The 26,806-nt window shown below is 71.3% G+C and carries 23 protein-coding genes; 13 read left to right on the top strand and 10 right to left on the bottom strand.

Features of this window, described 5'->3' with window-relative positions; all coding sequences use genetic code 11:
- The first annotated feature begins 43 nt into the window (after positions 1–43).
- Together lysX and ACFT32_RS05175 are read left to right on the top strand one after the other, a co-directional pair.
- Positions 44–3,334 (top strand): bifunctional lysylphosphatidylglycerol synthetase/lysine--tRNA ligase LysX, encoded by a 3,291-nt coding sequence (gene lysX / locus ACFT32_RS05180; RefSeq protein WP_382485988.1) that lies wholly within the window; start codon positions 44–46, stop codon positions 3,332–3,334.
- An 89-nt stretch (positions 3,335–3,423) separates the two neighbouring features.
- Entirely contained in the window at positions 3,424–4,257 is an 834-nt protein-coding gene (locus ACFT32_RS05175) for a polysaccharide deacetylase family protein (RefSeq protein ID WP_382485986.1), read from the top strand.
- Between the two features lie 39 nt (positions 4,258–4,296).
- Here the strand turns inward: ACFT32_RS05175 and ACFT32_RS05170 are convergent, their stop codons facing one another.
- On the bottom strand, positions 4,297–4,965 hold the full coding sequence (locus ACFT32_RS05170; RefSeq protein WP_382485984.1) for a class F sortase: 669 nt from the start codon (positions 4,963–4,965) through the stop codon (positions 4,297–4,299).
- A gap of 351 nt (positions 4,966–5,316) precedes the next feature.
- Between ACFT32_RS05170 and ACFT32_RS05165 the strand changes: the two genes are divergently transcribed.
- On the top strand, positions 5,317–5,805 hold the full coding sequence (locus ACFT32_RS05165) for a hypothetical protein (protein ID WP_382485982.1): 489 nt from the start codon (positions 5,317–5,319) through the stop codon (positions 5,803–5,805).
- 116 nt (positions 5,806–5,921) lie between these two features.
- Here the strand turns inward: ACFT32_RS05165 and ACFT32_RS05160 are convergent, their stop codons facing one another.
- The 3 genes from ACFT32_RS05160 to ACFT32_RS05150 all read right to left on the bottom strand — a co-directional run bounded on the left by ACFT32_RS05160 (position 5,922) and on the right by ACFT32_RS05150 (position 8,102).
- The gene (locus tag ACFT32_RS05160) at positions 5,922–6,482 is read right to left on the bottom strand and encodes a hypothetical protein (protein WP_382487045.1); all 561 of its coding nucleotides are present in this window, start codon (positions 6,480–6,482) and stop codon (positions 5,922–5,924) included.
- Between the two features lie 222 nt (positions 6,483–6,704).
- A complete protein-coding gene (locus tag ACFT32_RS05155) occupies positions 6,705–7,439 on the bottom strand; it encodes a hypothetical protein (protein WP_382487043.1) in 735 nt (244 codons plus the stop codon).
- Between the two features lie 54 nt (positions 7,440–7,493).
- Positions 7,494–8,102, bottom strand: coding sequence for a hypothetical protein (locus ACFT32_RS05150; protein WP_382485980.1), 609 nt, complete (start codon positions 8,100–8,102; stop codon positions 7,494–7,496).
- Positions 8,103–8,374: 272 nt separating this feature from the next.
- Between ACFT32_RS05150 and ACFT32_RS05145 the strand changes: the two genes are divergently transcribed.
- From ACFT32_RS05145 to ACFT32_RS05135, 3 genes are all read left to right on the top strand, one after another.
- Positions 8,375–9,364 carry an SCO0930 family lipoprotein gene (locus tag ACFT32_RS05145; protein WP_382485978.1) on the top strand — a complete coding sequence of 330 codons (990 nt, stop codon included), beginning with the start codon at positions 8,375–8,377 and terminating at the stop codon, positions 9,362–9,364.
- A gap of 331 nt (positions 9,365–9,695) precedes the next feature.
- Entirely contained in the window at positions 9,696–10,508 is an 813-nt protein-coding gene (locus tag ACFT32_RS05140; protein ID WP_382485976.1) for an SAM-dependent methyltransferase, read from the top strand.
- The gene (locus ACFT32_RS05135; RefSeq protein WP_382485975.1) at positions 10,505–12,649 is read left to right on the top strand and encodes a putative bifunctional diguanylate cyclase/phosphodiesterase; all 2,145 of its coding nucleotides are present in this window, start codon (positions 10,505–10,507) and stop codon (positions 12,647–12,649) included. Before ACFT32_RS05140 ends, ACFT32_RS05135 begins: the two co-directional genes overlap by 4 nt.
- Positions 12,650–12,753: 104 nt before the next feature.
- On the opposite strand, the gene ACFT32_RS05130 is transcribed toward ACFT32_RS05135, so the two are convergent.
- Positions 12,754–13,638, bottom strand: a complete 885-nt coding sequence (locus ACFT32_RS05130; RefSeq protein WP_382485973.1) for a LysR family transcriptional regulator — start codon at positions 13,636–13,638, stop codon at positions 12,754–12,756.
- A 118-nt stretch (positions 13,639–13,756) separates the two neighbouring features.
- Here ACFT32_RS05130 and ACFT32_RS05125 point away from each other — a divergent pair, with 118 nt between their 5' ends.
- From ACFT32_RS05125 to ACFT32_RS05100, 6 genes are all read left to right on the top strand, one after another.
- Positions 13,757–14,428, top strand: coding sequence for a succinate dehydrogenase (locus ACFT32_RS05125; protein ID WP_382487041.1), 672 nt, complete (start codon positions 13,757–13,759; stop codon positions 14,426–14,428).
- A 1-nt stretch (position 14,429) separates the two neighbouring features.
- A complete protein-coding gene (locus ACFT32_RS05120) occupies positions 14,430–16,379 on the top strand; it encodes a fumarate reductase/succinate dehydrogenase flavoprotein subunit (protein ID WP_382485972.1) in 1,950 nt (649 codons plus the stop codon).
- Positions 16,376–17,125, top strand: coding sequence for a succinate dehydrogenase/fumarate reductase iron-sulfur subunit (locus ACFT32_RS05115; RefSeq protein WP_382485970.1), 750 nt, complete (start codon positions 16,376–16,378; stop codon positions 17,123–17,125). Before ACFT32_RS05120 ends, ACFT32_RS05115 begins: the two co-directional genes overlap by 4 nt.
- Positions 17,126–17,241: 116 nt before the next feature.
- A complete protein-coding gene (locus tag ACFT32_RS05110) occupies positions 17,242–18,009 on the top strand; it encodes a GNAT family N-acetyltransferase (RefSeq protein ID WP_382485968.1) in 768 nt (255 codons plus the stop codon).
- Complete coding sequence (locus tag ACFT32_RS05105; protein WP_382485966.1) at positions 18,009–18,941, top strand: lysophospholipid acyltransferase family protein; 933 nt, start codon at positions 18,009–18,011, stop codon at positions 18,939–18,941. Before ACFT32_RS05110 ends, ACFT32_RS05105 begins: the two co-directional genes overlap by 1 nt.
- A 114-nt stretch (positions 18,942–19,055) precedes the next feature.
- Positions 19,056–20,231, top strand: a complete 1,176-nt coding sequence (locus tag ACFT32_RS05100; protein ID WP_382485964.1) for an alanine--tRNA ligase-related protein — start codon at positions 19,056–19,058, stop codon at positions 20,229–20,231.
- Between the two features lie 27 nt (positions 20,232–20,258).
- Here ACFT32_RS05100 and ACFT32_RS05095 read toward each other — a convergent pair whose 3' ends face one another.
- On the bottom strand, positions 20,259–22,619 hold the full coding sequence (locus ACFT32_RS05095; RefSeq protein WP_382485962.1) for an ATP-binding cassette domain-containing protein: 2,361 nt from the start codon (positions 22,617–22,619) through the stop codon (positions 20,259–20,261).
- Positions 22,620–22,629: 10 nt separating this feature from the next.
- Entirely contained in the window at positions 22,630–23,616 is a 987-nt protein-coding gene (locus ACFT32_RS05090; protein ID WP_382485960.1) for an LLM class flavin-dependent oxidoreductase, read from the bottom strand.
- Positions 23,617–23,750: 134 nt separating this feature from the next.
- Between ACFT32_RS05090 and ACFT32_RS05085 the strand changes: the two genes are divergently transcribed.
- Positions 23,751–24,452, top strand: a complete 702-nt coding sequence (locus ACFT32_RS05085) for a DNA polymerase beta superfamily protein (RefSeq protein ID WP_382485958.1) — start codon at positions 23,751–23,753, stop codon at positions 24,450–24,452.
- Here ACFT32_RS05085 and rpmF read toward each other — a convergent pair.
- The 3 genes from rpmF to ACFT32_RS05070 all read right to left on the bottom strand — a co-directional run bounded on the left by rpmF (position 24,425) and on the right by ACFT32_RS05070 (position 26,732).
- Entirely contained in the window at positions 24,425–24,589 is a 165-nt protein-coding gene (gene rpmF, locus ACFT32_RS05080; protein ID WP_382485956.1) for a 50S ribosomal protein L32, read from the bottom strand. The genes ACFT32_RS05085 and rpmF overlap by 28 nt on opposite strands.
- A gap of 104 nt (positions 24,590–24,693) precedes the next feature.
- Complete coding sequence (locus ACFT32_RS05075; RefSeq protein WP_382487039.1) at positions 24,694–26,289, bottom strand: cation acetate symporter; 1,596 nt, start codon at positions 26,287–26,289, stop codon at positions 24,694–24,696.
- A complete protein-coding gene (locus tag ACFT32_RS05070) occupies positions 26,286–26,732 on the bottom strand; it encodes a DUF485 domain-containing protein (RefSeq protein ID WP_382485954.1) in 447 nt (148 codons plus the stop codon). Before ACFT32_RS05070 ends, ACFT32_RS05075 begins: the two co-directional genes overlap by 4 nt.
- Positions 26,733–26,806: the final 74 nt, after the last annotated feature.

Here is a 26,806-nt window from a genome sequence, read left to right as displayed (position 1 = left end):
GCTCGACGGGCGAGAAGAGGCGGGTGTTCCTAGAGTCGAAGGCATGAGTGCCATCGCGGACACCGGGACGGCCGAGAAGGACACCGGAGGTCCGATACGGCCGCCCCGCGGCCGGGCCCACGGCCTCCTGGGCCGGGTACCCGAGGGCTTCGCGGTCTTCTTCGGCGTCCTCGGCCTGCTCTGCGCCCTGCTGGCGCTCATCCCGCCGCTGCGCACCGGACTGCGCCCGCTCGTCCGCTTCCTGGACCTGTTGCTCGTCCCCGTCAGCGCCAACCTCGCCTACGCGGTCTTCCTGTTCCTGCTGGCCGCCGCGACCGGCGCCCGCAAGAAGATCGCCTGGTGGCTGGTCGTCGTCTACCTGGGCCTGCTGGTCCTGTCCGACATCCTCGGCATGGCAGTCGGCCAGTTCGCCGAGTCCGTCCCGTCCTTCGTGGTGTGCGGCCTCGCCCTCGCCCTGCTCATCGTCGCCCGCGGGGAGTTCTACGCCGCCTCGCGCCGCGCCGCCGTACGCCGCGCCCTCGCCGTCCTGGTGGCCGGGCTGGTCGTGGCGATCCTGGCCGGCTGGGCCCTGGTGGCGGCCTTCCCCGGGACACTGCCCGGCAACCAGCGCCTGGCCTGGGCCGCGAACCGGGTCCTGGGCGGCCTGGTGCCCGCGGGCAGCTTCGACGGCCGCCCGCCGCACGCCCTGTACTTCCTGCTCGGGCTGTTCGGCGCGCTCGCCCTGCTGAACGCCGCCGCCACCCTCTTCCGCTCCCAGCGCCTGGAAGCCGCCCTGCACGACGACGAGGAGGCCCGCATCCGCGCCCTCCTCGGCCGCTACGGCGACCAGGACTCCCTCGGCTACTTCGCCACCCGCCGCGACAAGGCCGTCGTCTTCTCACCCAGCGGCAAGGCCGCCGTCACCTATCGAGTCGAGGCCGGGGTGTGCCTGGCCAGCGGCGACCCGGTCGGCGACCGGGAGGCCTGGCCGCACGCGATCGCCGCCTGGCAGGACGTGGCCCGCCGCTACGCCTGGATACCGGCCGTGATGGGCGCCTCCGAAGAGGGCGCCAGGGCGTTCGTGCGCGCCGGACTCGGCGCGCTCCAGCTCGGCGACGAGGCGATCCTGAACGTCCTCGACTTCGACCTCGACGGCCGCGACATGCGCGTCACCCGTCAGGCTGTCAACCGGGTCCGCCGCACCGGCGCCGGCTGCCGCGTCCGCCGCCACTCCACCCTGAGCGAGGAGGAGATGCGGCAGATCGTCGAACGGGCCGACGCCTGGCGCGACACCGAGACCGAACGGGGCTTCTCCATGGCCCTGGACCGGCTCGGCGACCCGGCCGACGGCGACTGCCTCCTCGTCGAGGCCCACGACAAGGACGGCCGGCTCCTCGCGATCCAGTCCTTCGTGCCCTGGGGCAAGGACGGCGCCTCCCTGGACCTGATGCGCCGTGACCGCACCGCCCCCAACGGCGTCATGGAGTTCATGGTCGCCGAACTGTGCCACGCCGCCCCGAAACTCGGCGTGCACAAGGTCTCGCTGAACTTCGCCGTGTTCCGCTCCGTGTTCGAGGAGGGCGCCCGCATCGGCGCCGGACCGGTCCTGCGCCTCTGGCGCCGTCTGCTGCTGTTCTTCTCCAAGTGGTGGCAGCTGGAGGCCCTGTACCGGTCCAACGCCAAGTACCGCCCCGAGTGGTACCCCCGCTTCCTCTGCTACGCGGAGGCCGCCTCCCTCGCCAAGGTCGGTCTCGCCTCCGGCATCGCCGAGGGCTTCGTCTCCGTACCGTCGATGCGCAAGCTGTGGGGAAGAGGGCACCCGAAGGGCGGACAGCGGCCCGTCACCACGGAGGGGCTGCCGTCCTTGGCGGCGCTCGGCCTCGCCGGAGGGGACGGGACCGGGCCCGCCGACCCCCTCTCCGGCCTGTCCGACCAGGTCCGGGTCCGGCACCGCAAGCTCGACCGGCTGCGCGCCGCAGGCACCGACCCGTACCCGGTGGGCCTCCCGGCCCGCACCCACACCCTCGCCGAGGTCGCGAAGGGCGAGGAGGTCACCGTCGCCGGCCGGATCATGCTGGTCCGCGACTTCGGCGGCATCGTCTTCGTCGTGCTGCGCGACTGGTCGGGCGACCACCAACTCGCCCTCACCCGCGACCGCTCAGGCGACGCCCTCGACCGCTTCACCGCCGACACCGACATCGGCGACCACATCACCGCCACCGGCCGGGCGGGCGTCAGCGACCGGGGCGAGCCGACCGTGTTCCTCACCTCCTGGCAGCTCACCGGCAAATGCCTGCGCCCCCTGCCCGACAAACGCCGGGGCCTCGCCGACCCGGAGGCCAAGGTCCGCCGCCGCTATCTCGACCTGGTCGCCGGCCCCGACGCCCGCGAGGTGATCCGCGCCCGCTCCACCGCCGTCCAGGCCCTGCGCCAGGGCCTGCTGGAACGCGGCTACCTCGAGGTCGAGACGCCGATGCTCCAGCAGATCCACGGCGGCGCCAACGCCCGCCCCTTCACCACCCACATCAACGCCTACGACCTCGACCTCTACCTGCGCATCGCCCCCGAGCTGTACCTGAAGCGGCTGTGCGTCGGCGGAATGGAGAAGGTCTTCGAACTCGGCCGCACCTTCCGCAACGAGGGCGTCTCCCACAAGCACAACCCCGAGTTCACGATGCTGGAGGCCTACCAGGCCTTCGCCGACTACGACGTGATGCTCGACCTCGTCCGCGAACTCGTCCAGGGCGCCGCGACCGCCGCCTTCGGCACCCCCGTGGCCCACAAGGACGGCAAGGAGTACGACATCTCCGGGCAGTGGCCCGTCAAGACCGTCCACGGCGCCATCAGCGAGGCCCTCGGCGAGGAGATCCACGCCGGCACCGGCCTGCCCGAGCTGCTCCGGCTGTGCGACCGCGCGGGCGTGCCGTACACCGCCGACGACGGCCCCGGCGACGTCGTCCTGGAGATGTACGAACGGCTCGTGGAGGAGCGGACCCAGCTGCCCACCTTCTACAAGGACTTCCCGACCGACGTCTCCCCGCTCACCCGGCAGCATCGCACCGACCCGCGCCTCGCCGAACGCTGGGACCTCGTCGCCTTCGGCACCGAGCTGGGCACCGCCTACTCGGAGCTGACCGACCCCGTCGAGCAGCGCCGCCGCCTCACCGCCCAGTCGCTGCTCGCCGCCGGCGGCGACCCCGAGGCGATGGAACTCGACGAGGACTTCCTCGACGCCCTCGAGTACGCCATGCCGCCCACCGGCGGCCTCGGCATCGGCGTCGACCGGCTGGTCATGTTCCTCACCGGACTGACGATCCGGGAGACCCTGCCGTTCCCCCTGGTGCGCCGCCGCTGACCCGTCTGCGTAGGCCGTCCGGGTGAAACCGCGCCGCCGCACCGGTGTTGCTCAGGTGCGCCGGTCTTCCGCCGGGCGACTCATGATTCATGAAGAAGGATCAGTTGCTCACCCGTCGCCGGGTGTTGCTCGCCGGCTCCGGCTTCGTGGGCGTCGCCGCCACGGCCGGTGTGTTCGCGGGGGTCACCGGGGGCGGCCCCGCCGGGACCGTCCCGGCCGCCGGGCCCCAGGTCCGCCGCCCGCTCAGCTCCTCCGCGTACCGGCTCCAGCCCCTGACCGGATACGGCCCGCCGCATGCCGCGCCCCGCCGGACCCTGGTACGGCGCGCACCGCTGCTGCGCTTCTCCGGACGCGGCCGCCACATGGTGCTGACCTTCGACGACGGCCCCGACCCCCGCTACACCCCGGCCGTCCTGGACACCCTCGCCAAGTACGACGTGCGCGCGATGTTCTTCGTGTGCGGCGGCATGGTCGCCGACAACAGGGAACTGCTGGCGCGGATGGCCGAGGAGGGCCACGTCGTCGGGAACCACACCTGGTCCCACCCGCTGCTCACCCGCCTCACCCGCCGGGAGATCCGCTCCGAGATGGAACGCACCTGCGACGTCATCGAGGACGGCTACGGGGAGCGCCCCGAGTGGTTCCGCGCCCCCTACGGCGCCTGGAACCGCACCGCGTTCCGGCTCGGCGCCGAACTCGGCATGGAACCCCTCGCCTGGACGATCGACACCCTCGACTGGACCACCCCCGGCACCCGGTCCATCGTCCGCAGGGTGGAGAACGGCGCCGCCCCCGGCGTCGTGGTGCTCTCGCACGACGCCGGGGGCGACCGCTCGCAGAGCGTGCGGGCCCTGCGGCGCTATCTGCCCCAACTGCTGGACGCCGGCTACAACGTCTCCGTCCCCCGCCGGCATTACGCGTGAAGGGAGCCGTCAGGCTTTCGCCCGCCCGGAAGGGAACGCTCAGCGCACCTCGACCGCACGGGCGAAGGCCACGACGTTGCCCGCGTAGCCGTTCTGCTGGGAGAAACCGCCGCCGCAGGTGATGACCCGCAGTTCCGCCGCGCCCTTGGACGCGTACACACGGTCGCCCGGGAAGTTGTCCTTCTCGAACACCTCGACGCCGTAGATCTCGAACACGACGGTCTTTCCGTCCTGTCGGGCGACCTCGACGCGGTTTCCCTTCTTCAGGGCGCCGAGTGCGTAGAACACGGCGGGGCCCAGCTGGTTGTCGACATGGCCGACGACGACCGCGGTGCCCTTCTCGCCGGGGGTGACGGCCCCGGTGAACCAGCCCGCCAGGTTCGGGTCCTCCGGCGGGGGCGCGCCGACCCAGCCGTCCGCGTCCAGGCCCACGGGAATGATCGGCGTGTCGACCTGGATCGCCGGGATCCTGACCCGGTCCGGGAGGGAATAGGGCAGGGGCTGTACGGTCCCGGCGAAGGTGGCGCCGGGCACCCGGCTGTCCGTCGCAGCCGCCGTCGCCGGCTGCGGCGGACCCTCGTCGAATTCCCCCGAACCATTCCGGATGAGGGCGAGGCCGGTCAGCAGAACCAGCGCTATCACGCCCCACGGGGCGCGCTTCTTCGGCCGCGCCTCCTCTTCGGCCTGGGCCAGCTCGGACGCAGACATTCGCCATCCCCTCTCGACGCGGCCGTCGCCGTGTCTTTCGCGCATATCAGAACGCTAAGTGCCGCGCACGGAACCGGCGACGGGACGGGGGCGAACGGGTGGCCCGGGCCCGCGTTCGGTGGCCCGGGTATTTCAGGTGCGCCATCCGAGTTGCCGTCGCGAGGAAATTTCTGACGGTCCGTGACCTGCGGCGATATCCGATTGCGTGGATTTCCCGCGGTATCCGCTCTCACCAGGACGGACCATTCCCGAAATGCGGGTCCGGGAAGAGCAACTGACTGTCTTTCTGGGAGGCGCTTTCTCGCCGATCGACCGGGGACGGGTCCCGGGGCGCCTTCCGCGGAGGTTCACATGCGTAACACTCGTGCTCTGGCGGTCGCCGGTGCGGCGGTCGCTGCCCTCGGGCTCTCCGCCCCCGCGGCCGTCGCGTGGGACAGACCGAGCAACATCGTCGCCCTGCCCAGCGTGATCGCCCGCGGCGGTCAGCTGACCATCACGGTCGACGGCTGCCGCCGGGGCGGCACGGCGACCTCTGATGCGTTCACGATGCCGGCGACGCTCTCGCGCATCCCCGGCGCCAGCGACACGGCGAGGGGCACCGCCACCATCAGGAACAACGCCCGCCCGGGTCCGTACGACATCACGGTCAAGTGCGACGGCAGGACCCTGACCAAGCCGCAGGCCTTCAGCGTCATCGGCGGTGTCCGCGGCGGTATCGGTGGCAGCAGCACCACCGGCGCGACGCCGACCGACGTGGCCATCGGCGGCGGCCTCGTGACGGCGGCGGCCGTCGGCGGCGGCGTGTTCTGGATGCGCCGCCGGGCCGAGCGGCGCGTCTGACGCCTCGCTTCCGGCTCGTTCGGTGAGTCGCATCGCACCTGAACGGTCTTCGCCCCGGTTCCCTTGCGGACCCGGGGCGAAGTCAGGACCCACCGGCGGTGGCCGCGCCGGGCCGGTCAGCCGGTTTCCTCGTCGGTGCGGCGGCGTGCGAGGTGGTAGGTCGTCCCCAGCGCGCCGGCGATGAGCGCGGCGCCGAGGCCGATCTCCTTGAGGTCGAAGCCCGCGAGGGTGCCGCCCTCTCCGGCGTGCGCGCCCTTCGACGGGTGACGGTGGTGGTCCGCCGGGTGGTGCGGGGAGTGGTGCGTCGGCTGGTGCGTGGGGTGGTGTGTCGGACGGCCGCCCGCGATGGTCAGGCGCGCGGTGCCGCTCGACTCGTCGCAGATGAACTCCACGTCGTACACGGCGCCGGGCTTGGCGTCCCAGTCGACCACGGCCCGCGCCGACGACTCCCGGGGCGGGATGGCGACCAGGTCGAAGACCCGTGAGGAGACCACCGCCTCTCCCCGGCACGCCGCGTTGCGGACCACCCGCAGGGTGACCCGCTCGCCCGCCGCTACGGTGGAGGGCTCGACGCTGAAGCCGAAATCGGTCCGGACCACCGCGTAGGCGGTCGGCATGCAGGAGGCGAGGGCGCCGGCGCCCAGCAGTACGGCCGAAGCGACGCGTATCGCGCGCATGGTGACCTCCGGGTCCCCGAGGAGCAGCCGCGGACCTGTTCCGCTCACGTCAGACATGCACCTCGATGCCCGAAACGCTAGGAAGGGGCGCGCCGTGGCGCGATCGCAGTAGCGCGAATGGGGCATGTGTGTGGGCCGCCCGGGGGAACTCCGGTACCGCGGCCGGGGGACGCCGACGGAGTGTCGCGCGCCCCCCGGCCCGGATCCGTGGTGCGGGCGCCGTCAGTCGCCGGCACCCGGGAAGAGATTGAGGAACGGGTCCGCCGACGCGGTCACGCCCCTGCTGTACGGCGAGTCGAAGTCCCAGATCAGGAACAGCAGGAAGGCGATCAGCGCCGAGAACAGCCCGGCGAGGACCATTTCACGTGTCGTTCTGCGGATCTGCAGGGCGAAGATCATCCCGATGGTGACGACGGCTCCGGCGATCAGCCCGAACCACACCACGCCCGGCATGGTCTCCCCGGTCGACTCCGCCCGGGCGATCCGGGCCTGGTTGGCCGCGGTCACCTGGTCGAGGAGCGGCTGGTAGGCCTGGGCCTGGAAGTCCGTCTTCGGCTCGTAGTCGGTGACGTCCTGGCGGACGCGCTCGAAGAGCCGGTGGCCGCGCTCGGTGACCCGGCCCTCGTCGGCCATGGTGTCCCACTCGGTGGTGACGACGTATCCCACATAGGCATCGATGTCGTCCCGGATCCGGTCGCGCGCGTCGGCCGGGTAGACCCGGACCCGCTCCGAGATCTCGTGCAGCGCGGTGGCCTCGGCCTGGACGTGGTCCTGGGCGGCGCTGCGCCCCTCCCAGACACCGGCGATCGCCAGACCCAGGACGATGGCGTACACCACGCCGATCCACATCGTCATGTACTCGATGACGTCCGGGGTCTCGCTGGGGTCCTCGTCGTCGGACGCCGTGCGGTGGCGTACGAGGGTGATGATGACCACCACGGCGCAGGCGGCCAGCATCGCGAGGGTGAGAACAAGCCATTCCGGCAAGAGGTACCTCCAGGGCTTCAGGGATCAGCGCGCGCGCAGCGCGGCGACGGCGACCACCGCGGGCACCGTGACGAGCAGGACGAAGGTGAGCGGCGACATCGCGCGGCTCGTCCGCCGTGGCCGCGGCGCGGTGCGGTACCGCGGGTAGTGCACGGGCGAGGCGGACGGACGCGGGGTGGGTGTGGCCGACGGTTTCGGTGCCGGAGCCGGGGGAGGGGGCGGCGGTGGCACGGGCCTGAGGGTCGGCGAGGGCGGGGGCACCACCGGGCGTGGTGCGGGCGGAGGCGGTGGAGGCGGCGGCTCGGGCCTGGCCGTGGGCGTCGGCTTCGGAGGCGGTGGCGTCGGGTCCGGAGACGGGCTCGGCGTCGGCGTCGGCTTCGGCGGCGGGGGTGTCGGAGTCGGTGTGGGCGTGGGCGTGGGCGTCGGTGTGGGTGTCGGGCACGGCGGCTTGGTCGGCCAGGTCTTGCTCCCGGCGTACGCCACCGCCTTCGTGCCGTCCGGCCCCGTCGAGGCGTACGCGCAGGCGGTGGCCACCGCCACTGAACCCGGTGCGCCGACGAGCGCCCACGTCAGCGCCGCCACCGCCAAGGCCCGTACGGCGACGGCGGGTTGGATCGAGAAGGGTCCATACACGACGAAGATCATGAGCCTTGTTCCGCCGGGACGTGCCGGAGCGCAAGGGGATTGCCCCGAAAGAGGGATATCCGGGTGCCGTGGGTTTGATCTGCGGTCCCCCGCGGGGAGCCCGGCACGCACGTGCGTACGAGGGCGGACGGCGCTCCTCACAGGTTCCGGAAAGAAATTTGGCCGGTCGTTGAACACAATCGCCGCCCCCGTGCGTATTCATGGCCGTGCGGCGGCGCAGCAGGGCGCTGCAACACCCTTGCGATTATGGGGAGTTGACGATGAAGACCTCCTGGCGGAGCGCCTCACTCGTGGCGAGCGCCGCGGCGGTCCTGGCGCTGACGACGGCGTGCGGTCAGGACAGCCCACCGGCGGCCAGCCAGAACGTGGGTGCCACGGCGGCGCCCGGGGACTACGGAAGCATCGGCGCCGGCGCCGGGACCGCCGGTGCGGGCGGCACCGCGAGCAGCCCGGCTGCCGCGCCGAGCGCTTCCAGCCCGTCCAACCCCGCGGGCAAGCTGTCCGTCTCCACCGCCGATGAGATCGGCAAGGTGGTGACCGACAGCCTCGGCCTCACCCTGTACCGGTTCGACCAGGACACCGAGCAGCCGCCCAAGTCGAACTGTGACGGCGACTGCGCCAAGACCTGGCCGCCGGTCCCCGCGGACGACGCCGAGGCCGGCGAGGGCATCGACAAGGCGCTGCTCGGCTCGGTCACCCGGGCCGACGGCACCAAGCAGCTGACCGTCGGCGGCTGGCCGGCCTACCGCTACGCCAAGGACGTCAACGCCGGTGACGTCAAGGGCCAGGGCGTGGGCGGCAAGTGGTACGCGCTCGCCCCCGACGGCAAGAAGGCGCAGGAAGGCGGTGCGGGCGCCGCCGGCGGCGGGGCCGAGGCACAGGCCGGCCTTTCCACCCGTGAGGACCCCAAGCTCGGCGAGATCGTCGTCGACAAGAACGGCATGACCGTCTACCGGTTCAAGAAGGACGAGGCCTGGCCCAAGCCGGTCTCGAACTGCAGCGGCGAGTGCCTGAAGAAGTGGCCGCTCGTGGAGCCCGTCGACTTCGCCGACACCAAGGGCATCCAGGAGAAGGGCTACATGATCTTCGACCGGACCGACGGCAAGGGCAAGCAGCAGACGATCAACTGCTCGCCGATCTACACCTTCGCCGGCGACAAGGCTCCGGGCGACACCAACGGCCAGGGCGTGGGCGGTACTTGGTTCGCCGTACGCCCCGACGGAAAGCTGGTCGGCGCGTCGGAGAAGTAGAGAAACCTCCCCAGGGTTGATCAGCTCGTCCACCCGGCCGCGTTGACCCGGTCCGCCCCTCCGTGCCCCACGGAGGGGCGGACCGTTTTGCCGTGCTTCACCTGAACTCATCGAATTCTCAACACTCTTCCCCTTCCGAACCGGAACTCTCCGGAATGCCTCGAACACTGTTCGTCATATGTTCGAATGGCATGCGGGCGGGTATCAATTCGGCACGTGCCGCAGGCAGTGACCGGGAACGGATGGTCAATTTCCGTTTCGGGTCGCTCCATTGGCGGGCGATCAGTAGCCTCTGCTCGAACACCGGATCGCCTACGCCTTGGAGAGATAGATGGAGCGTCCCGCCTGGGCCCCACGGAGCATCGACATCTCGGTGCCCTCCGTTTCCCGGATGTACGACTTCTATCTGGGCGGATCGCACAACTTCGAGGTCGACCGGGAAGCGGCCCGCAGGGCCATGGAGTTCCTGCCGGGACTCCCCAAGATCATGCAGGCGAACCGGGCGTTCATGCGCCGCGCCGTGCGCTACGCGGCTGACGAGGGCATCACCCAGTTCCTGGACATCGGCTCCGGCATCCCCACCTTCGGCAACGCGCACGAGGTGGCCCAGGCCGCCAGTCCGGGCGCGCGCGTGGTGTACGTCGACCACGACCCGGTGGCCGTGGCGCACAGCCAGGCGGTCCTGGAGGGCAACGACGGCGCGGGCGTCGTCGCCGCGGATCTCCGCAAGCCCCAGGACATCCTGGGCAGCACCGAGGTGGAGCGGCTGATCGACCTGAATCGGCCAGTGGCCCTGCTCCTCGTTGCCATACTTCACTTCGTGGAAGACGAGGACGACCCGTACGGGGCGGTGGCAGAGCTGCGGGACGCGCTGGCGCCCGGCAGCCTGCTCGTGCTCACCCATGCCTCCTACGAGGGGATCCCGCTGCCGCCGGAGCGGGCCGGGGGCGCGGTGGACGTGTACGAGGAGATCCGCAACCCGCTGATCATGCGCTCGCGCGAGGAGATCGCGCGGTTCTTCGAGGGGTACGACATGGTGGAACCCGGACTGGTGGCGATGCCACGCTGGCGGCCCGACACCGCACCGGAGGACGAGGATCCGTATGCGTTCTCCGGTTTCGCGGGCGTGGGGCGTACGGCGTGATCGCGGAACCGGACGGGCCGGAGGACAGACTGCGCAGATTCGCGACGATCTGGAGCCGGGCGGTCTACCCGGTGACCTCGACGTCGTCGACCCGCCCGGAGTTCGAGGAGCAACTGCTGCCGCTGGCCCGTCGGCTGAGCGAGGCGCTGGTGGCCCGGGCCTTCGACTCCGACGAGGGCAAGGCCGTGGGCGCCGCCCTCGTGGACGCGCACTGCACCGACCCCGAGGCACTCAGCCACACGCTGGACTGCGTGGACGCCTACCTGGTCCTGTACTGCGGCGGCGACGGCGACCAGGAGGACCTGCGGGCGCGCTGCGCGCGACTCCAGCACGCGATGTCCGCCGGCTTCGCCCGGGCGCTGCGTGAGCGGACGCTGGCCGAGCAGGAGGCCATCGCCGAGGCGGCCCTCCAGGCGCAGGGCGTGGTGGCGCAGGCCCTGCACGCGAGCGAGGCCCGGTTCCGGGCGGTGTTCGAGGGCGCGGCCATAGGCATCGGCATGGCCGACCTCGAAGGCAACATCCTCCAGGTAAACGGCGCGCTGCTGCGCATGTTCGGGATCTCCGAGCAGGCGTTGCGCAGCCGCAACGTCATGGAGTGGACCCACCCCGACGACGCGCCGCAGACCTGGCGGCTCTACGACGAGCTCGTCCGCGGCGAGCGTGAGCACTACCACCTGGAGAAGGCGTTCTACCGCCCTGACGGAACGGTCCTGTGGACCAATCTGACGGTCTCCCTGCTGCGCGACGCCGACGGTGAACCGCAGTATCAGCTCGCCCTCATGGAGGACACCACCGAGCGGCGGCTGCTCAATCTGCGGCTGCGCTACGAGGCCACGCACGACGCGCTGACCGGCCTGCCGAACCGCACCTTCTTCTTCGAGCGCCTGGAGAAGGCACTGGGCGCCGGGGAAGGCCAGCGGTTCGGGCTGTGCTACCTCGACCTCGACGGTTTCAAGACCGTCAACGACAGCCTGGGCCACGCGGCCGGCGACCGGCTGCTGGTGGAGGTCGCCGACCGGCTGCAGTCCTGCGCCACCGCGCCCGGCGAGATGGTCGCCCGGCTCGGCGGCGACGAGTTCGTGGCACTGACCACCGGCCCCGACACCCAGCGCGAGGTCGACGAGCTCGCCGGCCGCATCATGAACGCGCTGCTCGCGCCGATCAGCGTGGACGGCCGGGAGCTGACCGTGCGCGGCAGCATCGGCATCGTCGAGGGCCCGGCAGGGGAGCGCAGCCCGGCGGAGGTGCTGCGCAGCGCCGACATCACCATGTACCGGGCCAAGTCGGCGGGCGGCAACCGCTTCGAACTCGCCGACCCGGAGGCCGACGCCCGCGCCATCACCCGGCACGGACTGACCACGGCCCTGCCGACCGCGCTGGAGCGGGGCGAGTTCTTCATCGAGTACCAGCCGCTGGTCCACCTCGGCGACGGCAGCGTCCGGGGCGCCGAGGCCCTGGTGCGCTGGCTGCACCCGCAGCACGGCGTGCTCGGCCCGGACCGCTTCATCCCGCTCGCCGAGCACACCGGGCTGATCGTGCCGCTGGGCCGCTGGGTCCTGGAACAGTCCGTACGCCAGGCCCGCGAGTGGCGGGAACTGCACGGCGGCGCGGAGGCCGTGGGCCCGCTGCGGATCAACGTCAACCTCTCGCCCTGCCAGCTGACCCACCCCGGTCTGGTGCAGGACACCGTCGACATCCTGGAACGCACCGGCATCGAACCGAACGCGCTCTGCCTGGAGGTCACCGAGTCGGCGCTGATCGGCGCGGACGACGACCTGCTGAAGCCGTTGCGCCGGCTCGCGGAGATGGGTGTCGACATCGCCCTGGACGACTTCGGCACGGGCTACTCCAACCTCGCCAACCTGCGCCGGCTGCCGGTCAGCATCCTGAAACTGGACCGCTCCTTCACCCAGAGCATGCAGCAGTTCCCGGCCGACCCCGTCGACCTCAAGATCGTCGAGGGAATCGTCTCCCTGGCCCACAGCCTGGACCTGGCGGTGACGGTGGAGGGGGTCGAGACCGGGGTGCAGGCTGAGCAGTTGCGGATACTGGGCTGCGACACGGCACAAGGCTGGTACTACGCAAGACCGGGCCCCCCGGAGCGCCTGCACGAACTGGCCCTGGTCGACGCTACGGGCTAGGGGGGGTAACGCCCCAAGGGGCGCGGGGAACTGCGCGACCAGCCACAGACAACCCGCGCTCCAGAACGGCGCTCACCCTCAACGGCGCTTTCAATCAGGGCATCTCACCGCTCAAGCAACATCCGCTGCAACTCCCGAGCAGCCCGAGGCGGAGCCACATCACTCCGGTGCGCGAGCGCAATCGTGCGGTGAAGGCCGGGTCTGGCAAGCGGCGTCACCCGCAAACCACGACCCGACCTCGCCGCCACCATGCGGGGTACGACGGCTACGCCGAGACCCGCCCGCACAAACCCCAGCACCGCATCCATCTCCCCACCCTCCACCGCGAAGTCCGGCTCGAACCCCTCGGCCCGGCACGCCGCCACGGTCAGCTCCCGCAGGTCATAGCCGTGCCGGAACATCACAAGCCGCTCACCCTCCAGATCGGCGATACGCACGGTGCGCGAGCCCCGGCCCGGCCTCGCCTCATCGGGTGAGGAGACCACCACAAGATCCTCCCGCAGCAGCTCCACCGTGGTCAGCGCCGGCGACGGCGTCGGCAGCGGCAGCACGACCAGCGCCAGATCCAGCGCGCCCCGGGCCAGTTCCCGCACCAGATCATGGGAGCCGCCCTCCTCGATCAGCAGCCGGATCCCCGGGTAGCGATCATGGAACGCGCGCAGCACATCCGGCAGCAGACCCGTGCACACGCTCGGCGTCGCCCCCAGCCGCACCCGCCCCCGCCGCAGCTGCGCCAGCTCCTGCACCTCCTGGCGCGCCGTGTCCGCGTCGGCCAGGATCCGCCGGGCCAGGGGCAGCAGCGCCTCCCCGGCGTCCGTGAGCGTGATGTTGCCGCGTGCCCGCCGGAACAGGTCCGCGCCCAGTTCCCGCTCCAGCGCCTTGATCTGCTGCGACAACGACGGCTGCGCGACATGGACCAGATCGGCGGCCCGGGTGAAGTGCCGGGTCTCGGCGACGGCCACGAAGTACTGGAGCTGCTGGAACTGCATACTCGTACGATAGCCCCGGCCTATGGAATCAAGCTGGACCATGTCTTGGACCGATCGGTCGCGGGTCCGTAGCGTTCTGGCCATGGCTCTGGCAACGCGGACGGACCGACGGCCGTCCCTGGCACGCACCGTGTGGGACTCCACCCTCGGCAAGAAGACCGTGATGGCGGTCAGCGGGCTGATCATGCTGCTGTACCTGGTCGTCCACATGATCGGAAACCTGAAGATCTTCTTCGGGGCAGGCGAGTTCAACGACTACGGGCACTGGCTGCGGGTCGTCGGCGAGCCGTTCATGCACTACGAGTGGACGCTCTGGCTCGTCCGGATCGTGCTGGTCGTCGCCGTCGTCGCGCACGCCACCTCGGCGTACCAGCTCAGCCGCCGTGACATCAGGGCACGGCCCAGCAAGTACGTGCACAAGAAGCCGCGGGCCTCCTACGCCACGCGCACCATGCGCTGGGGCGGCATCATCCTCGGACTGTTCATCGTCTGGCACGTCCTGGACCTGACGACCGGCACCGTGCATTCCGGCGGCTTCCAGGAGGGCCGTCCGTACCAGAACGTCGTGGACACCTTCTCCACCTGGTACGGCAACGTCATCTACATCGTCGCCATGCTCGCGCTCGGCCTGCACATCCGCCACGGCTTCTGGAGCGCCGCCCAGACCCTCGGCGTCGGCAGCCGCAGCCGCGACCGCGCCCTGAAGGCCACTGCCGACATCCTCGCGCTGCTGCTCACCGCCGGCTTCATCGCCGTACCCGTGGGCGTCATGACCGGATTGGTGAGCTGACATGTCTCCCTACGCCGAATACACGACCGGCGAACCGGTCGTCGACACCAAAGCCCCCGCCGGGCCCGTGGGCGAGCGCTGGGACAAGCGCCGCTTCGAGGCCAAGCTGGTCAACCCCGCCAACCGGCGCAAGCACACGGTGATCGTGGTCGGGACGGGCCTGGCCGGCGGCTCCGCGGGCGCCACCCTCGCCGAACAGGGCTACCACGTCGTCCAGTTCTGCTACCAGGACTCCCCGCGCCGCGCCCACTCCATCGCCGCGCAGGGCGGCATCAACGCCGCGAAGAACTACCGCAACGACGGCGACTCCATCCACCGGCTGTTCTACGACACCGTCAAGGGCGGCGACTTCCGGGCCCGCGAGTCCAACGTCCACCGGCTCGCCCAGATCTCCGTCGAGATCATCGACCAGTGTGTGGCCCAGGGCGTGCCGTTCGCCCGTGAGTACGGCGGACTGCTCGACACCCGGTCGTTCGGCGGAGTGCAGGTCTCCCGCACGTTCTACGCCCGCGGCCAGACCGGCCAGCAGCTCCTCCTCGGCGCCTACCAGGCCCTGAGCCGGCAGATCGCCGCCGGGAACATCGAGATGCACCCGCGTACCGAGATGCTCGACCTGATCGTCATCGACGGCAAGGCGCGCGGGATCGTGGCCAGGGACCTCATCTCCGGCCGCGTCGACACCTACTTCGCGGACGCCGTCGTCCTCGCCAGCGGCGGCTACGGCAACGTCTTCTACCTGTCGACCAACGCCATGAACTCCAACGCCACCGCCATCTGGCGGGCCCACCGGCGCGGCGCCTACTTCGCCAACCCCTGCTTCACCCAGATCCACCCCACCTGCATCCCGCGCACCGGCGACCACCAGTCCAAGCTGACGCTGATGAGCGAGTCGCTGCGCAACGACGGGCGCATCTGGGTGCCGAAGGCGAAGGGGGACCAGCGGCCCCCGAACGAGATCCCCGAGGAAGAGCGCGACTACTACCTGGAGCGCATCTATCCGTCCTTCGGCAATCTCGTGCCGCGTGACATCGCCTCCCGTGCCGCGAAGAACGTGTGTGACGAGGGCAGGGGCGTCGGCCCCGGAGGCCAGGGCGTGTACCTGGACTTCGCCGACGCGATCGCGCGGATGGGCCGCAAGGCCGTCGAGGCCAAGTACGGCAACCTCTTCGACATGTACCAGCGGATCACCGACGAGGATCCGTACCGGGTACCGATGCGGATCTACCCCGCCGTGCACTACACGATGGGCGGCCTGTGGGTCGACTACGACCTCCAGACCACCGTCCCCGGGCTGTTCGCGATCGGCGAGGCCAACTTCTCCGACCACGGCGCCAACCGGCTCGGCGCCTCCGCGCTGATGCAGGGCCTGGCCGACGGCTACTTCGTGCTCCCGGCGACCATCAACGACTACCTGGCCCGCAACCCGCACCACGACCCGGTCACCGACGAACACCCCGTCGTCCAGGAGGTGCTGGCCGAGACCCAGGACCGGATCAGCCTGCTTCTCGCCGTCGACGGCGACCGCACGCCCGACTCCTTCCACCGCGAGGTCGGCGAGCTGATGTGGGAGTTCTGCGGCATGGCCCGCACCGATTCCGGCCTGCGCAAGGCCCTTGAGCGCATCCCGCAGATCCGTGAGGAGTTCTGGCGGCGGATCAAGGTGCCGGGCACCGGCGAGGAGTTCAACCAGTCGCTGGAGAAGGCCAACCGCGTCGTCGACTACCTGGAGCTGGCCGAGCTGATGTGCCTCGACGCGCTGCACCGCGCCGAGTCCTGCGGCGGCCACTTCCGCGAGGAGTCCCAGACGCCCGACGGCGAGGCCGCCCGCAAGGACGAGGAGTTCGGGTACGCGGCCGCCTGGGAGTTCACCGGCACCGGCGAGGCTCCGGCCCTGCACAGGGAAAACCTGGCCTTCGAGTACGTCCACCCCACTCAGCGGAGCTACGCATGAAGCTCACCCTGCGCGTCTGGCGGCAGCGGAACGCCGACGCCGACGGCACGATGTCCACGTACCAGGTGGACGACATCTCGCCCGACATGTCCTTCCTGGAGATGCTCGACACGCTCAACGAGGAGCTCATCCTGCGGGGTGAGGACCCCGTGGCCTTCGACCACGACTGCCGTGAGGGCATCTGCGGTGCCTGTTCCCTCGTGATCAACGGGGACGCGCACGGGCCGGAACGCACCACGACCTGCCAGTTGCACATGCGGTCCTTCGAGGACGGCGACACGATCGACATCGAGCCGTGGCGGGCGTCCGCCTTCCCGGTCATCAAGGATCTGGTCGTGGACCGGTCCGCCTTCGACCGGATCATCCAGGCCGGTGGCTACATCACCGCGCCGACGGGCGCTGCTCCGGAAGCCCATGCCACGCCGGTGCCGAAGCCGGACGCCGACCTCGCCTTCGAGCACGCGGAGTGCATCGGGTGCGGTGCGTGTGTGGCGGCTTGTCCCAACGGTGCGGCCATGCTGTTCACCTCCGCCAAGGTCAACCATCTCAATGTGCTGCCGCAGGGTGCGCCCGAGCGGGAGACACGGGTGCTGGACATGGTGGAGCAGATGGACGAGGAGGGCTTCGGCGGCTGCACCCTCGCCGGGGAGTGCGCCACCGCCTGTCCCAAGGGAATTCCCCTCATGTCCATCACCAGCATGAACAAGGAGTGGCTGCGGGCCACGCGGAGGGCCGCCAAGCAGTAGTTCAACAGGCGCACACCCGCACTCCGGGCACTCGTCACGCGCAGGACAGGCGGCATGGGCACAACAGTGGGCGGCGGCACCGCTCGCCGCCTCCGGCCCGTGACCAGGAGAGAGCCATGACCGGCGTACTGACCGTCGACCGCCCCGCGCAGCCCACGGCCCCCACCCGCTACACCGTCGCCCTCGCCCGGAACGAGGAGGACGTGCGTGCCGCGCAGCGGCTGCGGCACGACGTCTTCGCAGGGGAGCTGGGCGCCCTGCTGACCGGCCCGCAGCCGGGCCTCGACGTCGACTCGTTCGACGCCTACTGCGACCACCTGCTCGTCCGCGAGGAGACGACCGGCCAGGTCGTCGGCACCTACCGGCTGCTGCCGCCGGAGCGCGCGGCGGTCGCCGGGCGACTGTACTCCGAGAGCGAGTTCGATCTGACCTCCCTCGGCGGGATCCGGCCGGAACTCGTCGAGGTCGGCCGCTCCTGTGTGCACCCCGACCACCGTGACGGCGCGGTCATCAGCCTCATCTGGGCCGGTATCGCCCGCTACATGGTCGACCGCGGCCACGAGTGGCTCGCCGGGTGCTGCTCCATCCCGCTGGCCGACGGCGGCGCCCTCGCCTCCGCCACCTGGGACCGGGTGCGAGACAAGCACCTGTCGCCGCAGGAGTACCGCGTCCGGCCGCTGCTGCCGTGGATCCCGGGCCCCGCGCCCGCCGCCCGCGTCGAACTGCCCGCCCTGCTCCGCGGCTACCTGCGTCTCGGCGCCTGGGTGTGCGGCGAGCCGGCCCACGACCCGGACTTCGGCGTCGCCGACCTGTTGGTGCTGCTGCCGATGAGCCGGGTCAACTCGCGCTACCTGCGCCACTTCCTCTCCCTCGTACCGGCCTGATGAGCGCCTGGCTGCCCCTCGCGCCCTGTACGCCCCGGGCCTGTGTCGAGCCGGTGGCGAGGGCCGTGCCCTGGGCCGTGCTGCGGCTCACAGCGGTTGTCCTGCTCGTCCTCGCCGGGATCGTGCTGACTCCGGTCGGTGCACGGATACCGGCGTCCCTGGTCCGGCGGTGGTGCCGGTGGATCGTGCGGGCCGCAGGGGTCCAGGTCCGCATCACCGGCGCCGCCGCCCCCACCGGCGGACTGCTGCTGGTCGCCAACCACATCTCCTGGCTGGACATCCCGCTGCTGGCCGCCGTACGTCCCGCCCGGATGCTGGCCAAGACCGAGGTGCGGCACTGGCCCGTCGCCGGGCCGCTGGCCGCGCGCGGCGGTGTCCTGTTCATCGACCGGGACCGGCTGCGGGCCCTGCCCGGCACCGTCGCCCGCATCGCCGAGGTGCTGCGCGAGGGCCGGGCCGTCGGCGTCTTCCCCGAGGGCAGCACCTGGTGCGGCCGCTCCCAGGGGGTCTTCCGCCGGGCCGTCTTCCAGGCCGCCCTGGACGCGGGGGCCGCGGTCCAGCCCGTGCACCTTCAGTACCGGATCGCCGGCGGGTCCACGAGCACCGCGCCCGCCTTCGTCGGCGACGACACGCTGCCGGCCTCGGTCTGGCGTGTGGTGTCGGCACGCGGACTGGTGGCCGAGGTGGACGTACAGGCCGTCATACCCCCGGGTGCCCACCCCGACCGGCGCTCGCTCGCCCGGGCCGCCCAGCCGGCGCCGCCCGCACAGCCGGCCTGGACACACGCCGCGCTGCTGACCCGGCCGTACGGCGGCACGAAAAATCCGGCGACGGTTCCCGCGCCCGCTGTTACCGTCGCAGCCATGGAGGTCATCAAGCGCACCGACGCCGCAGCCGCGCGAGCGACCAGCTCAACGGCTGCCGACGCCTGACCTCGTCACCCCTTCCCGGCGGCCGGAGACGGACCGCCAGGACTCCCGTAGCCCCGTACTCTCCGGCTTTCCCGGCGCGGTTCGTTCCGGTCCCCCGACCTCAAGGAGACCGCCATGGACACGGACCGGACCGTACGGACGTTCAACGACTTCTTCCATGAGCGCGGGCACCGGCTCGTCACCGGCAGCACACTGCTGCCCCCGCCCTCGGACCCGGTGCTCTTCACCACGGCCGGCATGCAGCCCCTCACGCCGTATCTGCTCGGCCGCCCGCATCCGCAGGGGCGGCGGCTGGTCAACCTCCAGCGCTGCCTGCGCACCACCGACCTGGACGAGATCGGCGACACCACGCACCTGACGGTGTTCGAGATGCTCGGCTCCTGGTCACTGGGCGACTACGACCACGCCCAGTCGCTCCGCTGGGGATACGAACTGCTGCGTGACGGATTCGGCATCCCGCACGAGCGGCTGCACGTCACGGTCTTCGGCGGATCCGAACAGCTCGGCCCCGACACCGAATCACTGCGCGTCTGGGAGGACTTGGGGCTGCCGGTGGAACGGGCCGGGGACGAGAACTGGTGGTCCAACGGCCCGGCCGGCCCGTGCGGCCCCGACTCGGAGATCTTCGTCTGGACCGGCGAGCCCGGCACTCCGCCCCAGGGCACTCCCGGCACCGACCCACGCTGGACGGAACTCTGGAACCACGTCCACATGCGCTACGAGCGCCACAGCGACGGCACTCTCGTCCCCCTGCGACAGCCCGGCGTCGACACGGGCATGGGCCTTGAACGCCTCGTCGCCGTACTGCAGGGGCACCGGTCGGTCTACGACACGGACGTCTTCGAACCGTGGATGCGGACCGTGCCCTCGCTGTGGGGCCTGGACGGGCCGTCGACCCGCCTGGTCAGCGACCACCTGCGCGCCGGCATCGTCGTGCTCGGCGACGGCGTACGGCCCTCGAACACCGGCCGCGGCTACGTCCTGCGCCGGCTGATCCGCCGTCTCCTCACCACGCTCGGGCGCGGCGACTCCTCCCGCACCCTCGCCGACCTGCCCCCGGAGCCGATCGAGCACACCCTCGACCACTTCCGCCAGTCCATCGGCCGGGACCTCGTCCGGGAGGTCCTCCTCGACGAGGAACAGCGGTTCGGCAGGCTCCTCGAACGGGGCAGGCGTCTGCTGTCCCGGCCCGAATACCAGGGACCGCTCAGCGAAGAGGACTACGGCTACCTCCACGACACCCACGGCCTGCCCCGGGACCTCGTCGCCGGTCTGCTCGCCGCCCGCTGACCGGCCACGACCGGTCCCGCCGGCCGTCTACGACGGGCCCCCGCCGAGCGCCCGGCCCAGATACCGTGCCGTGGCGCCCGGCTCCGCCCGTGCCACCTCCGCGGGCGGCCCCGCCGCCACGATCCGGCCGCCCGCGTCGCCGCCGCCCGGGCCGAGGTCGATCACCCAGTCCGCGCGCGCGACGACGGACATGTCGTGCTCGACGACGATCACGGTGTGCCCGGCGTCGACGAGACTGTGCAACTGCCGCATCAGGACGTCCACGTCGGCCGGGTGGAGACCGGTGGTCGGCTCGTCGAGGAGGTAGAGCGTGTGGCCCCGTCGGCCGCGCTGCAGCTCGCTCGCCAGCTTGATGCGCTGCGCCTCGCCGCCGGACAGTTCGGTCGCGGGCTGGCCGAGGCGCAGATAGCCGAGGCCCACGTCCAGCAGGGTGTTGAGGCTGCGGGCCACGGCCGGGGTGTCCGCGAAGAACCCCGCCGCGCTCTCCACCGTCAGGTCCAGCACCTGCGCGATGTTCCGTCCCCGGTACGTCACTTCCAATGTGCCGGGGTTGTACCGGGCCCCGCCGCAGTCCGGGCAGGGCGCGTACGTGCTCGGCAGGAACAGCAGCTCCACGCTGACGAACCCCTCGCCCTGGCAGGTCTCACAGCGCCCGCCCGCCACGTTGAAGGAGAACCGGCCGACGCCGAAGCCCCGTTCGAGGGCGCCGTCCGTCGCCGCGAACACCTTGCGCACCACGTCGAAGAGTCCGGTGTAGGTCGCGAGGTTCGAACGCGGAGTGCGCCCGATCGGCTTCTGGTCGACCGAGACCAGCCGGCCCACCCCCGCAGTGTCCGCCCTGTCCTCGGTGATCTCGCCGATGAGCGTGGACTTGCCCGAGCCGGACACCCCCGTGACCGCGGTGAACACGCCGAGCGGGAACTCGGCGGTCACGCCGCGCAGGTTGTGCCGGGTGACCGGGCCGGTCCTCAGCCACCCGCTCGGTTCCCGGACCTCCCGGGCCGGGGCGGGGGAGCGGTCGAACAGGTAGCGGGCGGTCGCCGATTCCTCGACGGCGGCCAGCTCCGCCACCGGGCCGCTGTGCAGCACCCGCCCGCCGTGCTCGCCCGCGTCGGGGCCCACGTCCACCAGCCAGTCGGCGCCGCGTACGACGTCGAGGTGGTGCTCCACCACGAACACCGAGTTCCCGGCCGTCTTCAGCCGCTCCAGCACCGTGAGCAGTGCCTCGGTGTCCGCCGGGTGCAGTCCGGCCGACGGCTCGTCGAGGACGTAGACGACGCCGAACAGGCCGGAGCGCAGCTGGGTGGCGAGGCGCAGGCGCTGCAGTTCGCCGGCGGAGAGGGTGGGGGTGGGCCGGTCGAGGCTGAGGTAGCCGAGGCCCAGTTCGACGACCGGTGCGATCCGGGAGGTGAGGTCGCCGGTGAGGACCCGGGCGGTCTCCGATGTCCCGTCGAGACCGGCGTCCAGCTCCACCAGCGGCAGCGCCGCCAGCTCCGCGATGGTCCGGCCGCCGAACGTCACCGCCATCGCCTCGGGACGCAGCCGGCTGCCACCGCAGGCCGAGCAGGGCGCACTGGTCAGGAACCGTTCGGCCTTCGTCCGCAGGGTCGGGCTCTTGGAGTCCGAGAAGGTCTTCATCACGTACCGCCGGGCGCTCATGTACGTGCCCTGGTACGGCCGCTGGATGCGGTCCGCGTCCCGCACCGGATGCACGGTGACCACCGGCTGCTCGTCCGTGAACAGGATCCACTCCCGGGCCGCGGCGGGCAGCTCCCGCCACGGCCGGTCCACGTCGTGGCCGAGCGCGTCCAGGATGTCCCGCAGGTTCTTGCCCTGCCAGGCGCCCGGCCACGCGGCGATCGCGCCCTCGCGGATCGACAGCGACGGGTCGGGAACCAGCGACTCCTCGCTCGTACGGTGCACCTGCCCGAGCCCGTGGCACTCCGGGCAGGCCCCGGCCGCCGTGTTGGGCGAGAACGCGTCGGAGTCGAGACGCTCGGCGCCGGGCGGGTAGGTGCCGGCCCGGGAGAACAGCATGCGCAGGGAGTTGGAGAGGTTGGTGACGGTGCCGACGGAGGAGCGCGAGGTGGGGGCCGCGCGGCGCTGCTGGAGCGAGACCGCCGGGGGCAGGCCGGTGATCTCTCCGACCTTCGGCGCGCCGACCTGGTGGATCAGCCGGCGCGCGTACGGCGCGACCGACTCGAAGTAGCGCCGCTGAGCCTCCGCGTAGATCGTGCCGAACGCCAGTGACGACTTGCCCGAGCCGGACACGCCGGTGAACACGGCCAGCACGTCCCGGGGGATGTCGACGTCGATGCCCTGGAGATTGTGCTCGCGGGCGCCGCGGACGCGGACGTAAGGGTCGTGGGAGGTGTGGGGGTCGTGCATGGGCAGGACTCTAACCGGAGGCGATCGCGGCCAGCCGCCGGTAGGAGTCCAGCAGGGCCTCGCGGTCGTACGTGCTGGTGGTGACCAGGACCTCCTGGGCGCCCGTCTCCTTGAGCAGCGTCTCCAGCTCAGCGGCCACCTGCTCCTCGGTGCCGACGACATGACCTGCGAGGCCTGCCTCGTAGAAGCCGCGCACCTTGCCTGTCATGGTGAGCGCCTCGACGCGCTCGGCGGGCGGCAGGGGAGGGAAGGTGCCGTGGGTACGGGAGTACGCCATCGCCCAGGCCTCCGGGACCAGCAGCCGCCGGGCCTCCTCGGGGGTGGCGGCCACGGCGATCGTGCCCGAGATGACGACGTACGGCTCCGGCGCCCAGGCGGAGGGGCGGAAGTGGTCGCGGTAGTGGTCGATGCCGCGCCGCATCTTCTCCCGGTTCCGGAGATCACCGATGACCATGGGCAGGCCCGCGCGGGCGGCGATGCCGGCGCCCTCGCCCATGGCCAGGACGAACGGCGGCACGGTCAGCCCCTCGGCGGGGCGGGCATGGACCCCGGTGGGGGAGGTGCCCCGGAACCAGCCGAGCAGCTCCCGCAGCTGGTCCTCGAAGTCCTCGGCGTCGTCCTTGTCGCGGCCCAGGGCCCTGCGCACCCCGTCCGTGAAGCCGACGGACCGGCCCAGTCCCATGTCGATCCGCCCGGGGAACAGCGACTCCAGCACCCCGAACTGCTCGGCCACGACCAGCGGCCGGTGATTGGGCAGCATCACCCCGCCGGTGCCCACCCGGATCGTCCGGGTCCCGGCGGCGACGGCGGCGGCCAGCACGGTCGGCGCGGAACCGGCGACCCCGGGAACGCCGTGATGCTCCGACACCCAGACCCGGTGGTACCCGAGCCGCTCCAGCTCCCCCGCCAGCCGCACGGTGTCCCGCAGCGCCTCGGGGTGGGTGTGGCCCTCGCGGGTGCGGGAGCGGTCGAGGACGGACAGGCGTACTGGTTCCATACGAGGTTCTACGCCGCACGGGGCCGCCGGTATTCCGCCGGCCCGGGGCGGGGACCACCGCCGGAAAACCGGGTGACCGTGTCCTGGCAGGTCAGGAGAATGGCCCGGTATCCCGTAGTGAAAGGCGGCCGACTGTGACCGTCCCCAACGTCCTGCTCTCCGGCATCGTCGGATCGACCGCGTACGGACTCGCCCGCGAGGGTTCCGACATCGACCGCCTCGGCATGTTCGCGGCGCCCACCGCAGAGCTGCACGGTCTGCGCCGGCCCAAGGAGTCCCACGTCAGCACGGCGCCGGACAGCACGCTGCACGAGGCCGCCAAATGGTGCCGGCTCGCACTGGGCGGCAATCCGACCGCGATGGAGCTGGTCTGGCTCCCGGACGGGCTGTACGAGGTGCGGACCCCGCTCGGCGACGAGCTCATCGGCATCCGTACGGCATTCCTGTGCGCCAAGCGCGTCCGGGACGCCTACCTCGGCTACGCCACCCAGCAGTTCCGGCGGCTCGAGGCGCGCGGCGACGGCTCGTTCTCGGGGGACTCCCGCAGGCGCACCGCGAAGCACGCTCGGCATCTCAAGCGGCTGTGCGGGCAGGGCCTGGAGCTGTACACCACCGGGCGGTTGACGATCCGCGTCGAGAACCCGGAGGAGTACCACGCCTTAGGGGAGCGCGTCGCCGCCGACCCGTCGGCCGCGCTGCCCCTGCTCAGACACTACGAGGCCGCCTTCGACGCCGGCCCCACGGCACTGCCGGACGAACCCGACGAGGCGCAGGTCGAGGCATGGCTGCGCCGGGTCCGCGCGCACTTCTACGGACGCAGCAGGCCTCGCTCGTAAGCCTTGACCAGGTTCTGCGGTACGAGGTGGCGGACCCCGTCGACGGTGACCGGGACCAGTGTCGGGGTGGCCGCCTTCCACTGGGCGCGGCGGTGGCGGGTGTTGCTGCGGGACATCTTCCGCTTCGGGACAGCCATGGGACTCCTCCTCGTGGTCGGGCATCGAGGACGCTACATGAAAATGGATCCCATTAACAATGTGCGTCCCCGGTGCCCGACCACCGATGCCCCCAGGGGGCGAGTCAGTCGTCGGCGCCCACCAGCATCCGCACCTCGAACTCCTCGTGCACGCTGCTCTCCTCGGCCGGGCCCTTGTCCAGCACCGTGCCGAGCCAGCCCAGCAGGAAGCCCGCGGGGATGGAGACGATGCCCGGGTTCTGGAGCGGGAACCAGGCGAAGTCGACGTCGGGGTAGAAGGAGGCCGGGGCGGAGGAGACGACGGGGGAGAACACGGCGAGCACGACGGAGCAGGCCAGACCGCCGTAGAGACTGAGCAGCGCCCCCTTCGCCGTGAAGCGCCGCCAGAAGAGGGTGTAGATGATCGTCGGCAGGATCGCGGACGCCGCGATGGCGAAGGCGAGGAAGGCGAGCGTCGCGGTGTTCGCCCCCCAAGCGACGAGGGCCAGCAGGATGCCGAGGATGCCGATGACCGCTCCGGACAGCCGGGCCACGGTCAGTTCCTCCGTCTCGCTGGCCTGGCCCTTGCGGATCACCTCGCTGTACAGGTCGTGCGCGAGGGACGAGGCCGCGGCCAGGGTGAGGCCCACCGCCACGGCGAGCAGGGTCAGATAGGCCAGACAGGTCAGCAGCGCGGTGAGCACACTGCCGCCCAGCTCGTGGGCGAGCAGCAGAACGGAGGCGTTGCCGGTGCGGTCCGTGTTCTCGATGGTGTCCCGGCCGAGGAGCGCGGTGGCGCCGAGGCCGAGGATGCCGGCCCCGAAACAGACCGCGCCGACCAGGCCGACGGCCCAGAGGAGGGAGGAGCGCAGTACGCCGCTCTTGCGTGGGGCGAGCAGCCGCATCAGAACATGCGGGAGCGCGGCGAGGCCGAGGACGATGGCCAGTTCGAGGCTGAAGAAGTCCAGCTTGTTGCTGACGGTCCCGCCGTAGCGCAGCCCGGGTTCGAGGAAGCTCAGGCCGGAACCGCTGCGTTCGGACGCCCTCTCCAGCAGGGCGTTGGGGTTCCAGTCGAAGTGGTACAGCACCCAGCCTGCGGTGAACAGCACGCCCACCACCAGCATCACGGCCTTGATGATCTGGATGACCGTGGCGCCGGGCATGCCGCCGAGGGAGGCGTACAGGATCACGAACGTTCCGATCACGGCCACGCACAGGGTGCGGGTGGTGGCGCTCGGCGCTCCGGTGAACTGCGTCAACAGCGCCACGCTGCCGACGAGCTGGGCCACCAGGTAGAGCGTCGCGATGGCCAGGATGCAGACCGCGAGCGCGACCCGCACCGGCCGCTGCTGCCGGGGCAGGCGCAGCGCCACCGTGTCGCCCAGCGTGAACTTGCCCGTGCGGTGCAGGGGTTCGGCGATCAGCAGCAGCACCATCATCCAGGCGACGGTGGTGCCGCCGAGGTACATCAGTCCGTCGTACCCGGTCAGGGCGACCAGTCCGGTGCTGCCCAGCAGGGTGGCGGCGGACAGGTAGTCGCCGCACATGGCCAGGCCGTTGCGCAACGGCGACATGGTCCGGTTGCCGAGGTAGAACTCGCTGATCTCGTCGCGCTGAGGGGCCGTCAGCAGTGCCGTGAACAGGGTGATCACGACGACGGTCAGGAACAGGACGAACGTCAGCTGCAGGCTGCTGTCGTCGATGGCGGCGGCGGTCGTCACCACGTGCGGAACCCCCTCGTGCCGTGCTGGAGGGGCTGCCCGGCGCCGCGGGGCGCCGTGGCCGAACGGGCGCGGCGGTTGTCGTTCTCGTACTGACGGGACCTGAGGCCGCGGGCGAGCGGATCGACCCGGTCACGCATGTGCCGGACATAGCACCAGGCGGTCACACCCATGATGACGAACTGCCCGAGACCGAGGGTGAGTCCGATCGTGAGGTGGCCGAAGAGCGGCTGGTTCATCACCGCGGGAACAAAACTCGACAGCAGCACATACAGCAGGAATCCGCCGACGGACAGGATCGTCGCCCGGGCGCCGAACCGCCGCTGCGCGCGACGCAGTGAGTGAAATTCGGGATGGTCGGATATACGAGACGGCGGTGTGTGTTCGATGTGCGGAAGCGGAAATGTGGGAGTGTCTTCCCGCCGCGGTGGGAATTCGGGCACAGGCGCACCTTCTTCGCTGCTTCGTGCCCCGCACTCGACCCCGTCGGGCAAGTGGCGCGCCCGGCTTTCGAGCA

Origin of the sequence: Streptomyces sp. NPDC057002 (assembly GCF_042673825.1) — a bacterium.
Taxonomy (GTDB): Bacteria; Actinomycetota; Actinomycetes; order Streptomycetales; family Streptomycetaceae; genus Streptomyces.
The sequence above is the reverse complement of the archived record's forward strand: the minus strand, read 5'-3'. Positions and strand labels throughout refer to the sequence as shown.

Coding starts and splice junctions, on each gene's coding strand:
- ACFT32_RS05130 (WP_382485973.1), bottom strand. CDS start 13,638: ATGCAGTTCCAGCAGCTCCAGTACTTCGTGGCCGTCGCCGAGACCCGG.
- ACFT32_RS05160 (WP_382487045.1), bottom strand. CDS start 6,482: ATGCGCGCGATACGCGTCGCTTCGGCCGTACTGCTGGGCGCCGGCGCC.
- rpmF (WP_382485956.1), bottom strand. CDS start 24,589: ATGGCTGTCCCGAAGCGGAAGATGTCCCGCAGCAACACCCGCCACCGC.
- ACFT32_RS05090 (WP_382485960.1), bottom strand. CDS start 23,616: ATGGAACCAGTACGCCTGTCCGTCCTCGACCGCTCCCGCACCCGCGAG.
- ACFT32_RS05170 (WP_382485984.1), bottom strand. CDS start 4,965: ATGTCTGCGTCCGAGCTGGCCCAGGCCGAAGAGGAGGCGCGGCCGAAG.
- lysX (WP_382485988.1), top strand. CDS start 44: ATGAGTGCCATCGCGGACACCGGGACGGCCGAGAAGGACACCGGAGGT.
- ACFT32_RS05165 (WP_382485982.1), top strand. CDS start 5,317: ATGCGTAACACTCGTGCTCTGGCGGTCGCCGGTGCGGCGGTCGCTGCC.
- ACFT32_RS05100 (WP_382485964.1), top strand. CDS start 19,056: ATGGACACGGACCGGACCGTACGGACGTTCAACGACTTCTTCCATGAG.
- ACFT32_RS05095 (WP_382485962.1), bottom strand. CDS start 22,619: ATGCACGACCCCCACACCTCCCACGACCCTTACGTCCGCGTCCGCGGC.
- ACFT32_RS05155 (WP_382487043.1), bottom strand. CDS start 7,439: ATGCTGGCCGCCTGCGCCGTGGTGGTCATCATCACCCTCGTACGCCAC.
- ACFT32_RS05120 (WP_382485972.1), top strand. CDS start 14,430: ATGTCTCCCTACGCCGAATACACGACCGGCGAACCGGTCGTCGACACC.
- ACFT32_RS05105 (WP_382485966.1), top strand. CDS start 18,009: ATGAGCGCCTGGCTGCCCCTCGCGCCCTGTACGCCCCGGGCCTGTGTC.
- ACFT32_RS05145 (WP_382485978.1), top strand. CDS start 8,375: ATGAAGACCTCCTGGCGGAGCGCCTCACTCGTGGCGAGCGCCGCGGCG.
- ACFT32_RS05110 (WP_382485968.1), top strand. CDS start 17,242: ATGACCGGCGTACTGACCGTCGACCGCCCCGCGCAGCCCACGGCCCCC.
- ACFT32_RS05175 (WP_382485986.1), top strand. CDS start 3,424: ATGAAGAAGGATCAGTTGCTCACCCGTCGCCGGGTGTTGCTCGCCGGC.
- ACFT32_RS05115 (WP_382485970.1), top strand. CDS start 16,376: ATGAAGCTCACCCTGCGCGTCTGGCGGCAGCGGAACGCCGACGCCGAC.
- ACFT32_RS05140 (WP_382485976.1), top strand. CDS start 9,696: ATGGAGCGTCCCGCCTGGGCCCCACGGAGCATCGACATCTCGGTGCCC.